Below are 23,495 nucleotides of genomic sequence, written 5' to 3'. Positions count from 1 at the left end.
AATGATTTAGCACCCCATAACAGGTAGATAATATTTAGATGCTTATTTAATCTATAACTCATATTTCTGTAATTCTAAGCTCATAGTATTCTAAATTTAATTTCTTCACTTATAAAAACAGCAATTCTACAAATCTAAAACAATTCAATTTACTATTAAGGCCTATTACAATCTTTTAATAAGGTTCAATTAACAGTATAATAATAGATCCATATTTGTTAATTCTACAGTTTTATTATATTTGAAACCCCTTTATTTTCAAAAGCTTAGCCAAGTTTTGATTTTTATCGACGAATAACACATATATAGGACATATGAGACATTTACATGCTTTTTTGGCAATTCTTTTAATAAGTAGTTTTGGGTTTTCTCAAACTTCAGCTGACGCTTGGATCAATGAAATACATTATGATAATAATGGTGGTGACGTAAATGAAGGCGTTGAAATAGTCGTCACAGACATAATTACTTACCCACTAGCAAATTGGTATATTCAACCGTATAGTGGTGACAGCGGCGGAGTTCAAGTTGGTGGTGAAAACTACTACACCACGCCAGATAATCAATCTATCGTGAATGGTTTTACTATTGCCTCAATTAACTTCTCTCTACAAAATGGAGAGCCAGAAGGAATGGCATTAATTTATGACGACGGTAGTACAAATGGCATCGTGGTGCAATTTTTATCTTATGATGGAACATTTGTGGCTACTAATGGCGAAGCAATTGGACTGACTACAACAGACATAGGTGTTTCAGAGCCTAGTAATACACCTGTTGACCAGTCGCTTCAATTAAGCGGTACAGGCAGTCAATACTCAGATTTTACATGGCAAAGCCCTGCTACTCAAACAAGAGGTCTTATAAATAATGGGCAAACATTTAGCTCTAATACTACAGTACAATTTCAAACCAGTACTGCAATTGTAAGTGAAGATGATGGGACATTCGATTTAATAATATCTATATCAAACGAAGATGCAATAAATGCTACCAACTTCAATGTAGAACTCACTAGCGGTAACAATACAGATATAGATGGCTATACAACACAAGCAGTAGTTTTTGCAGGAGGAGATAACACAGACAAAACTGTAATAATAACTATTACAGACGATATATTAATAGAAGGCAGCGAAACACTAACGCTCAGTATTACTGGAGTTACAGGTGGCGATAACGCAGTTGTTGGCACTAATGCAACTTTCGATTTAACGATTGCAGATAATGATGGTATAGAAACTATAGCTATAGAAGATTTTGATAATACCACTCCTAGTTGGTCTAACGATATCGCTAGCCAAACGTTCGTAGATCCAAGTTCTCCAAGTGAAGGCTTATTTATTCAAACTGCATCTACAGATAACCCTAATTTTTCGGGAAATTCTGCGTTTGGTAGAGATCTAGAGGGAGAAAATACTGAACCATCTTTAGACCCTTACACATTTACCTTCAACGCTATTAATGTGTTTGGATATACTTCAGTAGCTGTTTCCTTTGATTTTAATGTAATAGCAGTAGGAGACACTGGCAGCTATACTCTAGTAATAGATGGCATTACCCAACCTGCAGTAGAATTTTATAACGGAAATATATCTGGTACAATAAGTGAAACTATTGCAGATGGTACATCAACAGTTGGTCTTGTGCTAACTGGAACATTAAATAGCGCTTCAGACACCATCGAATTAGATAATTTTAAAATCGAAGGCGTTGCTCCACCTGCCACTAATTATACATATGTAGATGGTGTTGGTTGGAGTCCTGCAAATCCTAGCGGAATTGCACATCCTTTTGATGATATTACTGTAACTTCTGGCAACGCAAATTCTAATGCCGATATTATTGATGAAAATACAACGATAAATAACCTAAATATAGCAAGCGGTGCAAAACTAGTAATCAATCAAACTGGAGGCTTAAAATTATCTGGTACATTTACAAACGATGGTGAATTAACTATTAGATCAAATTCTACTAGGTTTGGAACCTTTATAGCAGATAACGTTGTTAACAACTCTACACTCATTTACAGACGATATACTAATCGTTTTATTACAGGCTCTGGAGGTAATGATTTAATTTCCCCACCTTTAAGCGGATCTACTTTTGGAGATTTTGCTCAATTTCAACAAAATGAATTAAACTTATTTGCAAATCCGGTTGATCCATCGGTAAGATTATTTGGACCGTATGACAAATCTGGTATTGGTGAATTTTTAAATTACGATGAGGATGTACCTGCAGATGCAGCGCAAACTTTAGATCCTAGCATCGGTTATAGAGCTGCAACAGACGAAGCTAGCGCTAGTAGTAGTGTAGGCATCTTAGTTTTTGAAGGCGAAATGACAACTGATGCCATCAATACTCCAATTGTTGTTAGTGGTACCAATTCTCCTGAATGGAATCTCATAGGAAATCCATATCCATCATATATTAGACTAGACGCATTTTTAGCAGCCAACAGCACTTCTGTATTCGATACCAATTCGTTTGGTGTTTATGGTTATGATGATTCAATAACAAATTATGCGATATGGAATCAAGCATTTTTAGAAATGAATCCTGATGCATTAATTGCACCCGGTCAAGGATTTTTTGTTGCATCTCAAACTGGTGGTGCTAATGTTTCCTTTACACCTGCAATGAGAAGTTTTGGTGATACAGATGATTTTATAGCAAATAGAAATGCTCAAAATACTAGTAGCGCAGATAATATTTCTTTTTTAAGACTTCAATCTACTAGCAATGACAAAAATTATCATACGGATTTTTATTTCACACCCAATGCTAGTCAAGGTCTTGACAACGGATATGACTCAAGTGTTTTTGGAGATATTGCACCTCAATTTTCAATATACTCTCACTTATTAGAAAATAATACAGGTATAGATATGGCAATTCAATCGCTAAGCAATAATGATATAAACGATGTAACAATTCCTATTGGTGTAAATGCCAATGAAGGAGAGCAAATAACATTTAGCATACCTGAAATGGCTATTCCAGGAGTAATTAACGTATATTTAGATGATACGTTGAATAACATAACGACATTACTAAACACATCTAATTACATATTTACACCTGTTAGCAATTTAAATGGTACCGGACGTTTCTTTTTAAGATTTTCTAATACCACCTTATCATCTTCGGAAAATCAACTAAATGACTTAAGTATTTTCACAAAAGACGCTGAGAAAAGAATAATAATTGTTGGGCAGTTATCAGCAAATACCACGGCAAATATATATGATTTACAAGGGAGAATTGTTCATTTGACGGAACTTGATAGTTCTAAAAGAAACCATGCTATAAATATAAATAATCTTAGCACAGGTGTATATATTGTGAAACTAAGCAATGTATCTCAAACTATATCTAAAAAAGTGATTTTAAAATAGATTACATCTCAACTTTAAGACGTAAAGGTTCTTTATTTGCAACGGAAAAAGAACCTTGTCTTAAAAAATTACGTAGACTTTATAAGATTCATTTAGTTTAGGTTATATGAATTAGTAATTTTATTAACGGAAACCTTTTTATTTTTACCTCATAATAAATAAAATATTTTATTATTTTTGAATCAAATCTAGGCCAAAGCCATGAAAAAAGACAGTAATACCGATAATATCACTCGTAAGGACGCCATTAAAAAAATGGGTAAATATGCAGCTCTAACTGCTGTCGGAACTTTCGCTATTTTAAATCCTCTTAAAGCTCAAGAATCCTCGATTCCGGATCCAGGTGACGATTTTAGCTAATATTATTTTTAAATTTTGAAGTTTGATCTATCTCCAACGTATCAAAAATTAGTTGGTAATCAATGGATACTATGGTATGCTAAGTCAAATAAGTATAGTGTAGTAACTAAAGAGTTTAAGACTATTTTAGAGTCGTATTTTGAATCAGACTCATTACTCGATTTTCATTTTAAGTTAGGTATTACAAATACAGCATCAGAATCTGATGTATCTCAGAATATACTCTCGTACTTAAAACGCTGTAATTCTATTGAAAAGCAAGAAGTACTGGCTAATATTAAATTCTCAAATACAAAACGCAACATTGTAAAACAGTACAGTTTTGATAAAACAAAAATTAAGATTTATTACGACTCAGAATTAGCACTAAAAATAATTCATCCGGCGATTGCTTATCTCGAAACCAAAGTAGACGCAAAAAATAATTCAATTTTTGATATTTTCTTAGAAAATGATAATTGGCTAATATATAAAGAAGAACATCTAATTACAGTAGCTGCAAAAAAAGATTATCACCTTATACAAGGTAAGTTTATTATGCATTTGCTGTGTACAATTCATAATAAAAAAGAAAGTGATTGGATTGCTACATTTCATGGGTCAACTATTACAGATTTTACAAATTCTATTCTATTTGTAGGCAAATCAGGACAAGGAAAAAGTACCTTATGTTCGTTATTAGCAGCAAACGGATTTAAATTAGTAGCTGATGACATTTCGCCAATGCTATCTAAAAATAATCATATTTACAGTAATCCATTAGCCATATCTATAAAAGAAGGTGCCTTTGATATCCTACGACCCATTATTAAGAATTTTGATAATCTACCAACAACGTATCTTAATAAATTAAAAGGCCCGATTAAATATGTTCCTAATAAAAATTGGCAAGTAAATAATTACCCTTGTAAAGCTATAGTTATGGTTAACTACAAAAAAGGTTCAGACATAACCTTAGAAAACATATCTATAAAAAAGCTTTTGGAAACAGTCATTCCAGATTCATGGTTATCACCTAATCAGAAACACACCAAACAATTTTTAGATTGGTTAGAAAGTATTAAAATATATAAGATGACTTATAGCAACACCCCAGACGCTATTGAATGTACCAAACAACTTTTTATTCAACTGAGCAAAAATAAATAAACCCTATATTTATCTTAAATTATGCGTGCTCAAAATGGGTAATATAACTGAAACATATCAAAATATTGCTGACATACTCAGTTTCGAAACCCAACCGTCTTATCTAGAAAAAAAGCTTAAAAACTCTAAATTTAATTGGGATTATATTGTTACGGAAGGTAGTAAACATCTCATATTACCAGCGATTTATTGCAGACTTAAAGCGAAAGGCTTATTAAAGGAATTACCACATGAATTAAAGGATTATTTAGAAATATTGACAGACATCAATAGAAATAGAAATGTTTCAATAACAACACAAGCACTTAAAATTTCTCAACTATTGAAAGAACATAAAATTAACCATGTTTTTTTAAAAGGAACGGCATTATTAACTGCTAATTATTATGAGGATTCAGCTGAACGTATGATAGGTGATATTGATATATTGATTGAAAAAAATCATATTCATAAGGCTTCCAAAATAATTGAATCTTCTGGTTACACTAGTGCCGATACAACAATAGCAAATACCTTTATTGCACATAGACATATGCCTAGGTTAATATCAAAAGATCATATATGTGCGATTGAACTACACGATAAGTTATTTAACAAATTTGTAAACAAAAATTTAGTAACTGAAAATATCCTAAACCAAAAAAATATAGAGTCAATTATAAATACACCATCCAAAGCACATTTGTTTTTGCATAACATGCTTAATCATCAAATTAATAATAATGGCCATCTTCATAAAACATTTAGTTTTAGATCCCTTTACGATAGTGTTTTATTATTAGAAAAACATGATTTCAAACATCTAACAGAAGAGATACAAAAAAAGCCATTAATAGGATATATATATAGTCTTAATTATTTTTTTAAACCCTTAGAGATACTGGATAATCAATCAAAAAATATACTTTTTAACTACTTTATTAGATATCCCTTATTACATAAAAATTATATAAAATTAGTAAGAATCATTTCAATTTCATCAATTATGGTTAATAGAGGATCTCTTTTTCTTTCAAATTCTAACTACAGGATTGCCATTTTAAATGATAGAAAACGAATTATTAATAATCTTAAGACCATGCTTTTATTTAAAAAATAATTCAGTAAACTAAGTATTTGTTTTATTAATCATAAAGTTTACCTTTGATTAAATTGAATTTAGCATGAAAAAAATAATTCTTTTATTAATATTAGTTTCTTTTAGTATTTCTTCTTTTTCTCAAAGTAGCGACAAAGAATGGTTTGGTAGCATTGGCTTAAACGCAATTAATAGTTTAGGTACAAGATCACCTGTAAGCAGTCCTGGTGATTGGGCAAATGGTTTACCTATATCTTTGGCTATAGAATTAGGCTGGGAGTCTGGTTTTTCTATTGAGCAAGGTTTTACACTAAATAAGTTTTCTAAAGGTGATAAAATTGACGGAGTTACGTTAACTGATGATTTTACTTATACTTCATTTGATACACATGCAAAATACTATTTTGGCAAACATATTTTCCCTAACGTAGACTGGTTAGATATTTATGGTAATGCTGGTTTAGGGATTTTTTCCGTAGATGAAACTAACATCTCGGCAAATTTAGGTGGAGGTGTACTTGTTTGGTTTAATAGAAGAAAAACTCTAGGTGCAAGATTACAAAGTATTGCTAAATTTGCATTCGATCATAAAGATAGTGGTTTTGATAACAATCACTTCCAAACTCATTTACAGCTTATTTTCGCATTATAAATTCGAAAATTACACACTAAAAAAAGCTTCTAATCCTTAGAGGCTTTTTTCATTTTATAATGAGGTATAAAAAATACTAATTTACTTTGTTAAAAGTTCATCAAAATAAGATATGGTATGGCCAAGCCCCTCACGTAAGTGCACTTTTGGCTCCCAACCATTTAACTCTTTTTTAGCTAAACTAATATCTGGTTGACGTTGCATAGGATCGTCTTGTGGCAAAGGCAAATAAGTTAACTTAGAATTTGAACCCGTTAAATCAATAATTTCATTAGCCAATTGAAGCATAGTAAACTCTATCGGATTACCAATATTTACAGGACCAACAAAGCCATCTCTACTATTCATCATCCTATGTGTACCTTCTATTAGATCATCAACATATTGAAAACTTCTAGTTTGTGTACCTTCACCAAAAATAGTAATATCCTCGCCCTTCAATGCCTGCACAATAAAGTTGGAGACTACTCTACCATCCTGCGGATGCATCCTAGGTCCATAAGTATTAAATATCCTAATGATTTTAATCTTTACATTATTTTCTTTGTGATAATCCATAAATAAAGTTTCCGCACAACGCTTACCTTCGTCGTAACAAGAACGAAGGCCAATCGGGTTAACATTTCCCCAATAGGACTCTGGTTGAGGGTGAACAGTAGGATCACCATAAACTTCACTCGTGGAAGCTTGTAATATTTTAGCATGTACTCTCTTAGCGAGACCCAACATATTAATAGCACCCATTACCGAGGTTTTAATTGTTTTAATTGGATTGTATTGATAATGAACAGGCGAAGCAGGACAAGCTAAGTTATAGATTTCATCTACTTCGACCATAAAAGGGTTTGTAATATCATGACGTATTAATTCGAAATAATTATGATCCATTAAATGTTCTATATTTAATTTAGAACCAGTAAAATAATTATCTAAACAAATAACTTCATTTCCTTCATTTAATAAACGTTCACAAAGATGAGATCCAACAAAACCAGCACCTCCTGTGACTAATATTTTTTTCATACTAATCTATTTGTTTTATACATGCTTTAAAAATAAGACTTTATTTAAAGCTTTTTAGTATCTACTAAATTTAAAGTTAAGCATCTGTCTCATATAACCGTATAACTCTGGGAACTGAGACTTAAAGATTCCTGGTGTTTCAACAAAGTTCTCCAATAATACAGCAAAGAATTCAAAATGATTTGTGTAAGCATATGCTCTAAAGTACTTAGAATCTATTAACTCTTGCCTTATCAATTGATGACTTTGAAGATAATCTGTTAAATCTTTAAAACCCTCATTAAAAATCATACTACTTATGTCATCACTACTAAATGCATTGAGGTGAATTGCGTGTCCAAATTCATGTATACCAAGATTTAAATTATCATCACCTATGTGATAACCCTGTTTAAAATCTTCCCAGGAAAATACTATAGTTTTCATTTGAGGATTTGTTTCACCTTTATGATATACTCCGTTTATTTTCGAAAAATATGCTTTTGGATAAATTACAATGGTTTCGATTAACTCTATTAGATATTTTCTAAAACCAAAAGTTAACATAATTGCCGTTGCTGCAACTATCACTCTAATTTCATCTGTAATATTAATTCCATCTCTACCAACATAATTTTTAGTCTTTATAAAAGTTGCTGTACGATGTCTAAATATAGCCCGTTCTTTTTCTCCTAATCTATTGTAGAAGTTGAACTCTTTTTCTAGCACTTTTAATTCTTTAGCATTAAGAGTGTTCTTAAATAAGATAATATTTATAAAAAAAGGCTTTTTATATTTTAAAGCATATTGCTCTTCAAAAAAAACATAAAAGCGACTTAAAACTACCGAAGCCATACCAATAAAAAAGGTGAATATAAAAATCAGCTTTAGTGTTGGATTCATAGTAGGCACTTCCGTTTCCTGCAGTAAGTAGAGCATTGCTAAATATAGTTAGAAATTAAAAAACCATACACTTTTACGGTATGGTTTCTTCATTGTGACCTCGAGAGGATTCGAACCTCCAACCCTCAGAGCCGAAATCTGATATTCTATCCAGTTGAACTACGAGGCCAAAAAACTCTGTTTAAATAGAAGTTTTATTGTTTTTTTATCTAGATTAATTTAGATTTCACAATCATAGATATCGTTTTGCCATCCGCACAACCTGCTAATTCTTTAGATACTAAACCCATAACTTTGCCCATATCTTTCATTCCTTCAGCCCCAATCTCATCTATGGTCATTATAACCACCTTTTCTATTTCTTCTTCGCTCAATGCCTCTGGTAAAAACTGACTAATTATTTCTGCTTGATCAATCTCTGGCAACGCTAAATCCTTGCGATCTTGTTCTAAAAATATTGCTGCACTATCCTTACGTTGCTTTACCATTTTAGATAAGATTTTTATTTCCTCTTCCTCTGTTATGGCTTCCTTAGACCCAGAAGAAGTCTGCGCTAATAGTATTTCTGCTTTTACGGCTCTTAAAGCCGCTAAAGCCGTTTGATCTTTTTCTTTCATAGCGGTCTTCATAGCCGTCATTACATCATTTTGTAAGCTCATAATAGTGTCAATTTAATTCGACAACGAAGATAACAAAAAAGTTAGGTTGTACTTTAAAAATATAAAAACTAACAAAACAAAAAGCCCAAAAAGTTGAGGGTACTTTTTGGGCTTTAGACATAGTGTAAAACACTAAACAGAATTTACTATTAATCTACATTATCGTGTAAGAATGAATTATTGCTTCTTAACTGAATATCATCGTTATCATCTGTTCCAATGGACATTCTAGAAGCATTAGTCTCAGATGAGTGCTGAGCATCTTCTAAATCCACACCTTGTCTTTTGTAAGCAGGTTCTTTTTCTATTTCGTCAATCTTGGCTGTATTAAACTTATAATTAAAATCTTTCATATGTTTTCTTCGCTCATCTGCACGAGCTTTAATAAGCTCAGAAATCGGGCTATTCATTGGGTCAATTTCCTCTTCAAAAACCTCTTCATTTGTTTCAACCGGAAGAACTTTTTTCTCAAAAACTATTTCTTGTTTTACTTCTGGCTCCTTAGTATTTGAATTCATCGATGACTCAAAACTTTCAAAATCATCTAACGCATAACGTTTTTCTCCCTCTTCATTTACTTCTGTTACAGACATAATCTCAATCGGTTCGTTTACATCCATATCTTTCACTTCATCATCTAAACTAAAAAACATTTTCTCTTCATTAGAGTCTGACTCCTCAAATTTTTCCATTTTAGTATTTGATAATGGTAAATCAAAAGTTAATGAAATTTGTTCTTCCTCTGTTTCTAATTCAATAGCTTCAGCTTTATTCTCAATTTCTGTAATGATGAATTCTTCAGGTTCTATATCATTCTTGGTATCTAAAACCTCATCATAAATTACATCCATGCTTTTGAGCAGATCTGAAGTTTCAATTATATCCATATCATTGCCTAATGGCTTAGATATAATTGTATCTTCATCTAGCAAAATGTGCTTAACAATTGGCTCTTCTATCTTTTTTTCTAAAACAATATCAGGGGTAATAATTGCTGGTTCTCTCTCCGTAACACTAATATCATCCTCGGATGATTCACCTAAAGCATGTATTACTTTTTTGGTTTCAGTATTAGAAATCTCATTTTGCTGATCTATATCAAATCCTGTTGCAATAATCGTAACAGCAATGGACTCTTGCAATGACTCATCTTCTCCTACACCCATAATGATATTGGCTCCATGACCTGCCTCATTCTGAATATGATCGTTGATTTCTCCAATTTCATCAATAGTAATTTCTTGAGAACCAGAAACTATAAGTAATAATACATTTTTAGCTCCTGTTATTTTATTGTCATTAAGTAATGGTGAGTCTAAAGCCTTCATAATGGCTTCTTGTGCTCTAGTCTGCCCAGAAGCTGTAGCAGATCCCATAATAGCAGTTCCACTATTACTTAACACAGTTTTCGCATCGCGTAAATCAATATTTTGTGTATAATGGTGTGTAATAACTTCAGCAATACCTCTAGAAGCAGTTGACAAAACTTCATCTGCTTTTGAGAATCCTGCTTTAAAACCAAGATTACCATATACCTCACGAAGTTTGTTATTATTTATAACAACTAACGAATCTACATGCGCTCTTAATTTTTCTATACCACGCTGCGCTTGTTCATTACGCATTTTTCCTTCAAACTGAAACGGCATTGTCACTATACCTACTGTTAATATATCTAGTTCTCTAGCCATTTTGGCAATTATTGGAGCTGCACCTGTTCCTGTACCACCACCCATACCCGCAGTAATAAAGACCATCTTTGTGTTAGTGTCTAACATTCTTCGAATATCTTCTAAACTCTCAACTGCCGCTTCTTCACCAACATCTGGATTTGCACCTGCTCCTAAACCTTCGGTTAAGGCAACACCTAATTGAATTTTGTTAGGTACTCCACTATTTTGAAGTGCCTGTGCATCAGTGTTGCAAATAACAAAATCAACACCTTTAATACCTTGTTGAAACATGTGATTAATAGCGTTGCTTCCACCTCCACCAACACCAATTACCTTAATGACATTAGACTGATGCTTTGGCAAATCAAATGAGATGTTTCCAAATTCGTTGTTATTACTCATATTTTCTGAGATTATGGGATTTTATATTTTGATTAATTAGTTTCCTATTCGGCATTATCTAAAAACTCTTTTACACGCTCAGTCAGTTTATCTAAAAATGAACGACGTTCCTTAATTGGTTGATCTTTAACTACCTCTTGCTCAGCTCCTATATTTTCTTCTTCAGCAATATTTTGTATATCCTCGTCAATTTCTTCTTCTGTATTTTTTCTTTCTTGTCGTTTTAGACCATCCATCACTAACCCAACGGCCGTGGCAAATAAGGGACTAGCTATATCTTCATCACTATCGCCTGCTAAATGTTCATTAGGATACCCTATTCTGGTATCCATTCCAGTTATGTACTCCACTAATTGCTTTAAGTGTTTTAATTGACTTCCACCCCCTGTAAGTACTATACCTGCTATTAGTTTCTTCTTTTGTTCCTCGTGCCCGTAATTCTTTATCTCTACATAAACCTGTTCTATAATTTCAACAACTCGTGCATGAATTATTTTTGACAAATTCTTTAATGTTATCTCTTTAGGTTCTCTCCCTCTTAAACCAGGAATTGAAACTATTTCATTTTCTTTATTTTCACCTGGCCAGGCAGAACCGAACTTCATCTTTAATAATTCCGCTTGCTTTTCTATTATTGAACAACCTTCCTTAATATCTTCAGTAATAACATTTCCACCAAATGGTATAACAGCAGTATGTCTTATGATTCCGTCCTTAAAAACAGCTAAATCTGTTGTCCCACCACCTATATCAATTAAAGCTACTCCTGCTTCTTTTTCTTCTTGGCTTAATACAGCATTAGCCGAAGCCAAAGGTTCTAGAGTTATACCTTCCAGTTGTAAACCCGAACTTTTAACACACCTTCCAATATTTCTAATAGAAGATACTTGACCTACTACAACATGAAAATTAGCTTCAAGTCGACCGCCATACATACCGATTGGTTCTTTTATCTCAGCCTGACCATCAATCTTAAATTCTTGTGGTAAAACGTGTATAATTTCCTCCCCAGGAAGCATAACTAACTTGTGTACTTGGTTTATTAATCGATCTATATCAGCTTCATCTATTACTAGTTCAGAGTTTGCTCTGGTTATATAGTCGCTATGCTGTAAACTTCTTATGTGCTGGCCAGCAATTCCCACTGTAACTTCTTCAATTTTTTCAGAAGCTGTAGCTTCAGCCTCTTGAACTGCTTGTTGTATAGATTGAATAGTTTGCGTAATATTATTTACTACACCACGGTGCACACCCATACTTTTGGATTTACCAACTCCAAGAATTTCAACTTTACCGTATTCGTTTTTGCGACCTATCATGGCCACAATTTTTGTAGTTCCTATATCTAAACCTACCGAAATGTTATGCTTGTCCATAATTTACTTTTTGGTGCATATAACTTGTTTATCAAATTTTAGATTCACCGATTTATAATTATCTAAAATTTTATCTTTTAGAGCTTTTTGATAAAAAATCTTAAAATTATTTATCTTCTTTTTAAGTTTTTTCAAAGTTCCTAAATGAACAGTAAAATCACTTTTTCGAACTCTAAAATCAATAGTTTCATTAGCATTCTGATGAATTTCAACAACATGCTTTTTCAAAAATTCATCTCCATCTACAGCTTTTGCAAATTCAAAGACTGTTTCAAGACTGTTTTTTTCAATAATACCTGTAACTAGAGGCACTCTTGCTGCATAATTAGAAGACAAAGGCATAAAGGAACCTTCATCATCAATATAATATGACACATTTGTATTGACTCTCGCAATTGGTCGTTTTTGTTCAATCTCTGCTGAAAGCTTACCGTTTACTGACATAAACACTTCAGCATTCTTTATCATTGGATTAGAATTTAGTGCAATTTCTAATTCATTCAAATCTATAATTTCTTTAGGCTGTCCCGTAACCGTCTTCTGATTTTGTATTAACAATTTACTAACAGTCACATCTGTGACGAATAATTGGTTTTCTCCTATAAATTTTATGTTTGGATTCGTAACCGTACGATTGCTGTTTCTGTGTTTTGAAAACGCATAGAGAAAACCAACCAGCACTATTAATCCTATGATTTTTATATAGTTATAATTAATTCCCATCTCTTAAAGCTGATTTAATATGTTTTACTTCTGCTCCTATATCACCTGCACCTATAGTTAATAAAACATGAGCATCTGATTTTTTAATTTCAGCAACTAAATCAGGTTTTTGTACTAACTTCTTACTTGGGTTTTCAATTTTGCTTAATAACCATTTTGATGATATACCTGCAATTGGTAATTCTCTCGCGGGATATATGTCTAAAAGAATTAATTCGTCAAATTTCGAAAGGTTTTCAGCAAAACCATCTACAAAATCTCGTGTTCTAGAAAAAAGGTGTGGTTGAAAAACCGCCAGTACCTTTTTACCAGGATACATCTCTCTTACTGCTAAATGGACTGCATTAATTTCTTCTGGATGGTGCGCATAATCATCTATAAAAACAAAATCGTCCGTTTTTATTTGATAAGTAAATCTTCGTTTAACACCTCTATATGTTGCTAAAGCTTTTGATAGCTGCGTATGGGCAAGTCCATATTCTACTGCCATTGCCAAGGCTATTGTTGCATTAGAGAGGTTATGTCTACCAGGTAGGTTAAATTTGTAACTTTTATGTAACCCATTTGGCGTCCTTAAATCGAAAATATAACTTCCATTTTCTATGATGACATTTTGAGCACTATAGTCCGAATTATCTTCAATACCGTAAGTGATGCCATCTAGTGGCAAACCATTTCTTACAAAAAGTTTACCATTAGGCTTTATACAATCTACAAAATCCTCAAATGATTTAATGAGTTCAGAAGCATCGCCATAAATATCTAAATGATCCGCATCCATAGAAGTCACACAAGCAATATTTGGAGATAAAGTTAAAAAAGATCGATCAAACTCATCTGCCTCTACAACCGTAACCTCAGTTCCGTTTAGGATTAAATTTGAATTATAATTTTCACTAATGCCACCTAAAAAAGCAGTCATAGGTACGTCACATTGGTTCAATAAATGACCCAAAATACTTGTGGTAGTTGTTTTACCGTGGGTACCAGCTACTGCTAAACACATAGTTTGCTTGGTTATTTCACCCAAAACAGTAGAACGCTTCAATACCCTAAAATTATTAGCTCTGAAATATCTTAATTCAGAATGACTCTCTGAAATTGCTGGAGTATAAACTACTATGGTTTCTTCTATATCTAAATAACTCTTATCTATTTCTGATACGCTATCATTAAAATGGATTAAAACACCTAATTCTTCTAGCTCCACCGTAATATCTGATGCCTTTTTATCATAACCTGCCACGTTTTTGCCATTAGTCACAAAATAACGTGCAAGGGCACTCATTCCTATACCACCAATACCGATAAAATATATGTTATTTGCGACTTTTAAATTCATTTATATTTTTAATAGGCTTTCAATTTCATCAACAATGGCATTTGTTGCGTTAATTAAAGCCAATTGTTTAATATTTTTACTTAATTCGTTTCTTTTTTCTTCATCAGAAATTAACTCTAAAAATGAATCTTCAAACTTCAATTCTAAGTCCTTTTCTTTGATCAAAATTGCTGCATTTTTATCTACTACTGCTTTAGCATTTTTTGTTTGATGATCCTCTGCAACATTAGGAGAGGGAATAAAAATTACCGGCTTACCGACAATACATAATTCTGATACCGAAATTGCACCTGCTCTAGAAATTATAATATCTGCTGCTGCATAAGCCATATCCATATTATTTAAGAAGGCATGTACTTGCACATTATCCAATTGACTATACTGCTTATATTGATCATAGTATAACTTACCACATTGCCAAATTAGCTGTACATTTTGAGTTGCAAAAAACTCTAGATTAAATTCTATTAGTTGATTAATACGTCTTGCTCCTAAGCTACCGCCTAGCACCAATAAAGTATATTTACTATGAATAAGCGTAAATGCATCTTTACCTTCAATCTGCTTTCCTTTTACCTTCAGTAAATCTTTACGAATTGGATTACCTGTTAATTTTAATTTTTCTTTTGGAAAGAATTTTTCTAACCCCTCATAAGCGACGCATATTGTATCCACTTTTTTACCAAGTAATTTATTAGTAATTCCTGGATAAGAATTTTGTTCTTGTATTAAACACGGAATTCCTCTAAAAACTGCACTTTGTAAAAGTGGGCCACTAGCAAAACCACCTGTACCAATAACAACATTCGGCTTAAAGGTTTTTAAAATCTTTCTTGAGCGCATTAAACTGATAATTAATTTAAAAGGAAATGCTAAATTCTTTAGTGTTAATTTTCTTTGTATCCCAGATATCCACAAACCTTCAATATTATAGCCAGCCTGCGGCACTTTATCCATCTCCATGCGATCTGAAGCTCCAACAAACAAAAATTGAGAATTTGGATACCGCGACTTTAGTTCATCAGCAATAGCGATAGCAGGATATATATGACCTCCCGTTCCACCTCCAGATAATATAAATTTATAGCTACCCATTAAATCGTTTCACTTAATATATCCAAAGGATTATCTCCATCAAATATTTCATTTTCTTTTATTTCCTCGCGTTTTGCACTTACACTCAAAATAATACCTACCGCCAAACATGTCATCCAAATTGATGTCCCACCACTACTAATTAATGGTAAAGTTTGACCCGTAACTGGAAATAATTCCACTGCGACAGCCATATTAATTAATGCCTGAAACACAATTGGTAATCCAACACCAAGTACCAATAATTTCCCAAATATGGTATCTGATTTTTGTGATACTATTACTATTCTAAACAACAGCCAGGAATACAGAACCAACAAAAACAATCCGCCAATTAATCCATACTCCTCAATAATTATTGCAAATATGAAATCAGAAGATGACTGTGGTAATAAATATTTCGTTGGGCTCTTTCCTGGACCCAATCCAAAAATTCCGCCAGATGCAATTGCTGTTTTAGAGCGTTGAATCTGATAATCTTCTGCAGTATCTTGCTTATTTGTAAAGTTTTCTACTCTACTCATCCACGTGTCTACTCTGTTTGGCATGGCTTCAGGAAATGCTTTAGCAACAAGCACAAATAATACTAAGGACAAAAGACCACTACCTATAATTACTAGTAGGTATTTAATTGGATATCCACCTATAAAAGCGAGCATCATCACCATAGTAAATATGATTGCAGTTGTAGAAAAATTGGCAGGTAGAATTAATATTAGAATAAAAAATACTGGCGCCCAAAGAGGTAAAATAGTTTCCTTAAATGAAATTGTTTTATCTTTTATTTTAGAAAGGTATCTCGCTACATAAACCATTAAAACAACCGCAGCTAAGGTGGACGTTTGAAAAGACATATTTACAACAGGAATATTAATCCAACGACTTGTATTAGTTCCGTCTACAGTTGTAGAGCCTTGTAATATTGTAATTAAAAGTAATACCAAAACTACAGGAATAAGGACCATTGAAAGCCCTCTGAAATATTTATATGGGACTTTATGGACAACAAACATAATAGTGAAACCAAGTGCTAAATGCATGAAATGCTTAAGAAAAAAAGTAAAAGTATTACCACTTTCAGAGTAATCTGCCAAGTTACTGGCCGCACTATAAACAGGCAAAAATGAAAATATAGCCAATAACGTTGCTATTGCCCAAATAGCCCTATCTCCCTTTATTTGTGTAAATACATTTTGCACGCTTAACCTTATACTTTATCAATGAGTCCCTAATTCATCTTTATTAAACCCTACTACAAATTACGTACGGCGTTCTTAAACTGTCGACCACGGTCTTCATAATTTTCAAATAAATCAAAACTCGCACAAGCAGGAGAAAGCAGCACATTTTCACCTGCATCTGCCACTTTATAGGCAATTTTAACAGCTTCACTCATATATTGAGTTTCAATAATAACATCAACCATATTTCCAAAGGCCTCAAATAATTTTTCATTATCAACACCAAGACAGATAATAGCTTTAACTTTTTCGTTTACGAAAGGAAACAACTCATTATAGTCATTACCTTTATCTACTCCACCTACAATCCAAACAGTTGGTGCGTCCATACTCTCTAAAGCAAAATAAGTTGCATTTACATTTGTTGCTTTAGAATCGTTGATATATTGAACCTTGTTAATCTTTAACACATGCTCTAAACGATGCTCTACACCCTGAAAATTCTCTAAACTTTCTCGGATAGTCTGTTTTCTAATTTTAAGCAAATGCGCCACAGTAGAAGCTGCCATTGCATTCTTAATATTATGTTTACCCTCTAATGTTATATTCTCTGTTGGCATAATTATTTGGTTATTATTTATTGTTATTATTATCTTATTAGTATCGAAATAAGCTCCCTCATGCATGACTTTTGTCAATGAAAAAGGCAACATTTTGGATTTAATTGAATTATTATCTAGCCAATTTAAAATGACTGGATCATCCGCATCATAAATGAAATAGTCTTCGTCAGTTTGATTTTCTATAATTCTGAATTTTGAAGAAACATAGTTTTCAAACTCATAATTATATCGATCTAAATGATCTGGTGTGATGTTGGTTAAAACAGCTATGAATGGCTTAAAGGTTTCGATATCATCTAACTGAAAACTACTCACCTCTAGGACATAATTCTCATGATCATTTTCGAGAACTTGTTTCGCAAAACTTTCACCAATATTCCCAGTTAAACCAACGTCAATTTCTTGTTTAAGTATGTGATCAGTTAAAGTTGCCGTTATAGTTTTACCATTACTACCTGTAATTGCAACCAAATTTGCATTGGTATAAATAGAAGCAAATTCAATTTCTGAAATTACTTTAATACCAGCTTCTCTAATTTCTTTTATTAAAGGAATTTTATCTGGTATACCAGGACTTTTCATTATGATATCTGCATTCAGAATTTTTGATTCTGTATGCTTCATATCTTCAAATTCAATCTTATTATTTAAAAGAACGTCTTTATACTTTTTTTTTATCTCACCTTTATCAGAAACAAATACATCGTAGTTTTTGGCTTTAGCCAATAACGCTGCACCTACACCACTTTCTCCGCCACCTATGCATACAAATCGTTTCATTATCTAATTTTAAGGGTCACTATAGAAATAATGGCTAACAAAATACCTACAATCCAAAATCGTGTCACAATTTTACTTTCATGATAACCCGATTTTTGATAGTGGTGGTGCAAAGGAGACATTTTAAAAATTCTTCTTCCTTCTCCATATTTTTTTCGGGTGTACTTGAAGTAACTTACTTGAAGCATTACTGATAAATTTTCTGCTAAAAATATTCCACATAGGATTGGAATTAACCATTCTTTCCTTACAGCAATAGCTATTACTGCAATAATTCCACCTATAGTTAAACTACCTGTATCACCCATAAAAACTTGAGCTGGATAAGCATTGTACCATAAAAACCCTATTAAAGCACCTACAAAGGCTGCTATATAAATTGTAATTTCCTCGACTTGCGGGATATACATAATGTCTAAGTACTGTGAGAATATGATATTGCCAGATACCCATGCAAAAATCCCTAGAGTTAAAACGACTATGGCTGAAGTTCCTGCTGCCAAACCATCTATTCCATCAGTTAGATTGGCTCCATTTGAAACTGCTGTCACAATTATTATGGTAACCAAAATGAATATTATCCAAGCATATTTTTCTAACTCTGGGTTTATCCAAGTAATCAAATCAGAATAGTCAAACTCATTATTCTTTACAAAAGGAATTGTTGTTTTTGTAGACTTCTCAGCCACATCAAATAACTGAGCTGTTGGCAGATCAGGATTCTCAGCCAATAAAATGCGCTGTTCTTCAGTAGGCAGTTCTTCCTTAATTGTAACATCTTTATGAAAGTATAAAGTAGCACCAATTATAATCCCTAAACCAACCTGTCCTAGAACTTTAAATTTACCTTTTAATCCTTGCTTATCATTTTTAAATTTTTTGATGTAATCATCAATAAATCCAATGGTTCCCATCCATAAGGTCGTAATTATAAGTAAGATTATATAAATGTTTTCTAATTTAGACAATAGCAGTACAGGAATTAATGTGGCCAGAATAATTATAATTCCTCCCATAGTTGGCGTGCCAGCTTTCTCAACTTGCCCTTCCAAACCTAAATCACGTATAGTTTCACCAACTTGCTGTTTTTGCAAGAATTTTATTATGCGTTTTCCAAATATTGTAGAAATTAACAACGATAGTATAATTGCCATTGCCGCTCTAAAAGTTAAAAACCCAAAAAGTGATGCTCCAGGAAATTGGAATTGTTTTTCTAAATATTCAAATAGGTAATACAGCATCTATCTATTTTTGTAATTGTTTTAATAATTCTTGAACGGTTTTATAGTCATCAAAATCAGATCGTTCTCCTTTAATCTCTTGATAGGTCTCATGACCTTTTCCAGCTATTAGAATAATATCTCTAGAATCTGCCATTTGACATGCTGTTTTAATTGCTTGCTTTCTATCTGTTATTGATAACGTCTTTTTAAAGTTCTGAGGCTCAACACCTTCTTCCATGTCTTCAATTATACGCTCAGGTATTTCGCTACGTGGATTATCACTCGTAAAAATTACTTTTGTACTGAGAGTTGAAGCAATATGAGCCATTTTAGGCCTTTTTGTTTTATCTCTATCACCACCACAACCAACAACTGTTATTAAATCTTCATTCTTTGTTCTTATACTATTGATAGTCTCGAGAACATTCTTTAGTGCATCTGGCGTATGTGCATAATCAACAATTGCCGTTATGTTTTCATTTGAAATAAAGTATTGAAAACGCCCTGAGACATTTTCGAGCTCACTGATTAATCTCAAAACCTCCTGCTTTTCTAGACCTAATAATTCAGCCGCTCCATAAATTGCCAAAATATTATACGCATTAAAGCTTCCTACAAGTTTGGTCCATAACTCGTTGTCGTTTAACTTTAGTAATAAACCACCAAATTGATTCTCTAAAATCTGAGCTCTATAATCAGCATAGGTTTTAAGGGCATAGGAATAGGTTTTAGCCTTTGTATTCTGAAGCATCACTAAACCATTTTTATCATCTATATTTGACAATGCAAAAGCTTCTTTAGGCAAATGATCAAAAAAAGATTTTTTAACATCTCTATATTCAGCGAATGTGTCGTGATAATCTAAATGATCATGAGATAGATTTGTAAAAATCCCTCCGACGAATCTTAACCCTTCTGTTCTTCTTTGATGAATGCCGTGCGAGCTTACTTCCATGAAGCAAAACTCAACACCTTCATCATTCATTAATTTCAGATATTTATTAATTGTTAAAGAATCTGGCGTAGTATGGGTTGCTTTATAAGTTGTATTATCTATCATTATTTTTACTGTAGATAGTAAACCAACCTTATAGCCCGCTTTTTTAAAAAGTTGATACAACAGACTTGTTACAGTAGTTTTACCATTGGTTCCTGTAACTCCAATAAGTTTTAGATTTAAGGAAGGATGCTGGTAATAATTTGCTGCCATAAAAGCTAAGGCTTGATTAGAGTTCGCAACCTCTATATAGGTAACACCATCTTTTAGCACTTTAGGAAGCACCTCACAAATTATCGCTATTGCTCCCGCCTCAACAACACTCTCAATATATCTATGTCCATCGGTTATTGTACCAGAAATTGCAACAAAAACATCTTGAGTTTTTATCTTCCTTGAATCAAATTCAATTTTATTAACTTTCAAAGTCGTGCTGCCAACAACTGCATTAATAGTAACCTTATACAATATGTCTCTTAAAACCATCATGAGGCGTCTAAAACAATTGTTTGGTTAGGCTCTAATTTCTTATGTCTATCAACAGATTGTTTTTTAATGGTTCCGTTTCCATTTAATTTCACCTTAACATTAACCTGAAGGTTTTCGAGCAATGCAATTGCATCCATTGCTGGCATACCTATTACGCTTGGCATTAACTCCTTGTATTTACGAGCATTTTCAAAGTAGTTTTCAAAATCCTTATTCACCAAGGTATTTTTAAAATCTACAGATTTTACCTCATCTACAATTGGTGTATCTGTATAAATTTTTTGAGCAATACGTTTAAAAACAGGACCAGAGACATCTGCCCCATAATAGCCTACTTCAGTACTAGGTTTATGTATAACAACAATACAGGAATACTTAGGATTATCAGCCGGAAAGTAGCCTGCAAATGATGAAATATATTTTTTGTCTTTTTTCCATTCTTCAAAGTCAGCGTAGTCAGTTCTTGCAGTACCAGTTTTTCCTGCCATAGAAAATGTTTCAGAGTACATGCGCTCACCTGTGCCGCGAATAATAATATTTTTTAGAATATCCTTAATTTCAGACAATGTCTTTGAAGAACAAATTTTATTTACAAGAACCTCCTTTTCAAAAATCTCAATATCCTTATCAAAAGATTTTACAGATCTTATAAATCGTGGCTTTATTAACTCGCCGTTGTTAGCTATAGCATTATAAAAGGCTAAAGTCTGAAGAGGTGTCATCGTAAGATTATAACCATAAGCTATTGAAGGCAATGCATTCTTACTCCAGTTAGAAGCGCCTGGTCGTGGTATATCTGGTTTACCTTCACCAATTATTGATACTCCTAAAGGTTGATCTAGCTTCCATTTGCCCAATCTATCTAAAAACTTTTCTGGTTTTTTTGAATAATGGTCATCAACTATAGTGGCCAATCCAATATTTGAAGATACTTCTAAGGTTCTTGCAGCTGATATCTTACCATAACCTCCGCGATGCGAATCGCTAATAGTCCTTCCATAAAAATATTTAATTCCATTTTTTGTATCTATGATGGTTGATGTATCTATAACTTTATCCTCTAATGCAGCCATCATTGCCATTACCTTAAAAGTAGAGCCGGGCTCATGACTTTCGCCTACAGCGTAGTTTAATTTTTCATAATATGTACCTTTTGATGTTTTTGCTAAATTAGAAATAGCTCTAATCTCACCAGTTTTAACATCCATAACAACAACACAACCGTGTTCAGCTTCATACTTTTCAAGCTGACCCAAAAGGGAATGATGAGCAATATCCTGTATATTAACATCTATAGTGGTGTAAACATCATATCCATCTCTAGGCTCTATCTGATCAAAATCGGCAATTGGCTTCCATTGACCATTACCTATTTTTTGTTTTAAACGTTTTCCTTTATGTCCTTGCAAATATTTTTCCCCAAATGCACCATCAATACCAACTCTCGTTGCATAATTATTCTCATCTATTCTCTCGTAACCAATAGAACGAGAAGCAATTTCACCCATCGGATGTTCTCTCCTTGTGGTCTGTTCTACAATTAACCCACCTTTTATAGCTCCCTTATTAAGTAATGGAAAATTGCGCATTCTTATGTAATCCGAATAGCTAATATCTCTTGCTAGCAAAAAATATCTATTCTTATTTTTACGAGCTTTTCTTATACTATTTTTATAATAACTAGATTTTTTACCCTTATACGCACTTAAAGAATCTGCCAAGGCATCTATATGATCCTCAAAAACCACTTTAGTAGCTTGAATAGCGTCAATTCTAATATCATATTTAGGGATAGATGTTGCTAAAAGACTACCATCTGCAGAATAAACATTACCTCGATTGGGCTCAATATCAAAATCTTTTACTGTTCGTTTCTCGGCCAGTTCTCTATACTCCTCGCCTTGAATAAACTGAATAGTGCATAATTTAAAAACCACAGCTAAGGCGAATACAAACATGCAACCTGCTACAAAGTACAATCGGTTTAATATGTTATTTTCAGTTGTTGCCAAAGTTTGATTTAAATTTAAAATTCATTGTCAGAGCTACAAAATTTCTATTTTGACGCTTTAACCCTGATTTTTGTAGGTGGGATTTCAGAAATTTCTATTCCCTTTTCTGCCACTTTATTTATTATAGACGACTCCATTTTTAATCGCATTAATTTTGAGCGTCCATCTACAAAAGCGGACCTCAACTCCTTAACTTCATTACTCAATTTTGCTATGTCGTGTACTTTTTGATCAGCACTATGCGAACTAGCAATCATTATAACGGCAAGGACTGAAACGAAAAGAATTATTCTCCAATTTTTAAATGAATCATCACTGATTAAAAACTTACCACGTAATATGCCGTATATATTTTTCTTCATTTAAGGTTCT

The 23,495-nt window shown here is 32.8% G+C and carries 19 protein-coding genes and 1 tRNA gene; 5 read left to right on the top strand and 15 right to left on the bottom strand.

Annotated elements, in window-relative coordinates; all coding sequences use genetic code 11:
- Positions 1-314 precede the first annotated feature (314 nt).
- The 5 genes from ACFWU4_RS05290 (at position 315) to ACFWU4_RS05270 (ending at position 6,643) form a co-directional block, all read left to right on the top strand.
- A complete protein-coding gene (locus ACFWU4_RS05290) occupies positions 315-3,404 on the top strand; it encodes a T9SS type A sorting domain-containing protein (protein ID WP_411125587.1) in 3,090 nt (1,029 codons plus the stop codon).
- A gap of 201 nt (positions 3,405-3,605) precedes the next feature.
- Positions 3,606-3,764 carry a hypothetical protein gene (locus ACFWU4_RS05285; RefSeq protein WP_411125585.1) on the top strand — a complete coding sequence of 53 codons (159 nt, stop codon included), beginning with the start codon at positions 3,606-3,608 and terminating at the stop codon, positions 3,762-3,764.
- A gap of 15 nt (positions 3,765-3,779) precedes the next feature.
- The gene (locus ACFWU4_RS05280) at positions 3,780-4,913 is read left to right on the top strand and encodes a hypothetical protein (protein WP_411125583.1); all 1,134 of its coding nucleotides are present in this window, start codon (positions 3,780-3,782) and stop codon (positions 4,911-4,913) included.
- Positions 4,914-4,947: 34 nt separating this feature from the next.
- Complete coding sequence (locus tag ACFWU4_RS05275; RefSeq protein WP_411125581.1) at positions 4,948-6,012, top strand: nucleotidyltransferase family protein; 1,065 nt, start codon at positions 4,948-4,950, stop codon at positions 6,010-6,012.
- Between the two features lie 64 nt (positions 6,013-6,076).
- A complete protein-coding gene (locus tag ACFWU4_RS05270; RefSeq protein ID WP_411125579.1) occupies positions 6,077-6,643 on the top strand; it encodes a hypothetical protein in 567 nt (188 codons plus the stop codon).
- A gap of 81 nt (positions 6,644-6,724) precedes the next feature.
- Here the strand turns inward: ACFWU4_RS05270 and ACFWU4_RS05265 are convergent, their stop codons facing one another.
- The 15 genes from ACFWU4_RS05265 to ACFWU4_RS05195 all read right to left on the bottom strand — a co-directional run bounded on the left by ACFWU4_RS05265 (position 6,725) and on the right by ACFWU4_RS05195 (position 23,485).
- Entirely contained in the window at positions 6,725-7,666 is a 942-nt protein-coding gene (locus ACFWU4_RS05265; protein ID WP_411125577.1) for a UDP-glucuronic acid decarboxylase family protein, read from the bottom strand.
- Positions 7,667-7,720: 54 nt separating this feature from the next.
- Positions 7,721-8,584 carry a zinc-dependent peptidase gene (locus tag ACFWU4_RS05260; protein WP_411125575.1) on the bottom strand — a complete coding sequence of 288 codons (864 nt, stop codon included), beginning with the start codon at positions 8,582-8,584 and terminating at the stop codon, positions 7,721-7,723.
- A gap of 59 nt (positions 8,585-8,643) precedes the next feature.
- A tRNA-Arg gene (locus ACFWU4_RS05255) sits at positions 8,644-8,717 on the bottom strand.
- Between the two features lie 40 nt (positions 8,718-8,757).
- On the bottom strand, positions 8,758-9,207 hold the full coding sequence (locus tag ACFWU4_RS05250; protein WP_411125573.1) for a GatB/YqeY domain-containing protein: 450 nt from the start codon (positions 9,205-9,207) through the stop codon (positions 8,758-8,760).
- 149 nt (positions 9,208-9,356) lie between these two features.
- Complete coding sequence (gene ftsZ / locus ACFWU4_RS05245) at positions 9,357-11,282, bottom strand: cell division protein FtsZ (protein WP_411125571.1); 1,926 nt, start codon at positions 11,280-11,282, stop codon at positions 9,357-9,359.
- A 44-nt stretch (positions 11,283-11,326) separates the two neighbouring features.
- The gene (ftsA, locus tag ACFWU4_RS05240; protein ID WP_411125569.1) at positions 11,327-12,658 is read right to left on the bottom strand and encodes a cell division protein FtsA; all 1,332 of its coding nucleotides are present in this window, start codon (positions 12,656-12,658) and stop codon (positions 11,327-11,329) included.
- Positions 12,659-12,661: 3 nt separating this feature from the next.
- A complete protein-coding gene (locus ACFWU4_RS05235) occupies positions 12,662-13,381 on the bottom strand; it encodes a cell division protein FtsQ/DivIB (RefSeq protein ID WP_411125567.1) in 720 nt (239 codons plus the stop codon).
- A complete protein-coding gene (murC, locus tag ACFWU4_RS05230) occupies positions 13,371-14,723 on the bottom strand; it encodes a UDP-N-acetylmuramate--L-alanine ligase (protein ID WP_411125565.1) in 1,353 nt (450 codons plus the stop codon). Before murC ends, ACFWU4_RS05235 begins: the two co-directional genes overlap by 11 nt.
- Positions 14,724-15,818, bottom strand: a complete 1,095-nt coding sequence (murG, locus tag ACFWU4_RS05225) for an undecaprenyldiphospho-muramoylpentapeptide beta-N-acetylglucosaminyltransferase (RefSeq protein ID WP_411125563.1) — start codon at positions 15,816-15,818, stop codon at positions 14,724-14,726.
- The gene (locus ACFWU4_RS05220) at positions 15,818-17,017 is read right to left on the bottom strand and encodes an FtsW/RodA/SpoVE family cell cycle protein (protein WP_411125561.1); all 1,200 of its coding nucleotides are present in this window, start codon (positions 17,015-17,017) and stop codon (positions 15,818-15,820) included. Before ACFWU4_RS05220 ends, murG begins: the two co-directional genes overlap by 1 nt.
- 53 nt (positions 17,018-17,070) lie before the next feature.
- Positions 17,071-18,402 carry a UDP-N-acetylmuramoyl-L-alanine--D-glutamate ligase gene (murD, locus tag ACFWU4_RS05215; RefSeq protein ID WP_411125559.1) on the bottom strand — a complete coding sequence of 444 codons (1,332 nt, stop codon included), beginning with the start codon at positions 18,400-18,402 and terminating at the stop codon, positions 17,071-17,073.
- Positions 18,402-19,643 (bottom strand): phospho-N-acetylmuramoyl-pentapeptide-transferase, encoded by a 1,242-nt coding sequence (gene mraY, locus ACFWU4_RS05210; protein WP_411125557.1) that lies wholly within the window; start codon positions 19,641-19,643, stop codon positions 18,402-18,404. The genes murD and mraY overlap by 1 nt, the downstream gene beginning before the upstream one ends.
- A gap of 4 nt (positions 19,644-19,647) precedes the next feature.
- The gene (locus ACFWU4_RS05205) at positions 19,648-21,111 is read right to left on the bottom strand and encodes a UDP-N-acetylmuramoyl-L-alanyl-D-glutamate--2,6-diaminopimelate ligase (RefSeq protein WP_411125556.1); all 1,464 of its coding nucleotides are present in this window, start codon (positions 21,109-21,111) and stop codon (positions 19,648-19,650) included.
- On the bottom strand, positions 21,108-23,069 hold the full coding sequence (locus ACFWU4_RS05200) for a penicillin-binding protein (RefSeq protein ID WP_411127230.1): 1,962 nt from the start codon (positions 23,067-23,069) through the stop codon (positions 21,108-21,110). The genes ACFWU4_RS05205 and ACFWU4_RS05200 overlap by 4 nt, the downstream gene beginning before the upstream one ends.
- 98 nt (positions 23,070-23,167) lie before the next feature.
- Positions 23,168-23,485 (bottom strand): FtsL-like putative cell division protein, encoded by a 318-nt coding sequence (locus tag ACFWU4_RS05195; protein ID WP_411125554.1) that lies wholly within the window; start codon positions 23,483-23,485, stop codon positions 23,168-23,170.
- Positions 23,486-23,495 lie beyond the last annotated feature (10 nt).

Origin of the sequence: Winogradskyella sp. PE311 (assembly GCF_046545555.1) — a bacterium.
Taxonomy (GTDB): domain Bacteria; phylum Bacteroidota; class Bacteroidia; order Flavobacteriales; family Flavobacteriaceae; genus Winogradskyella.
This window is presented reverse-complemented; position numbering and strand designations above follow the sequence as displayed.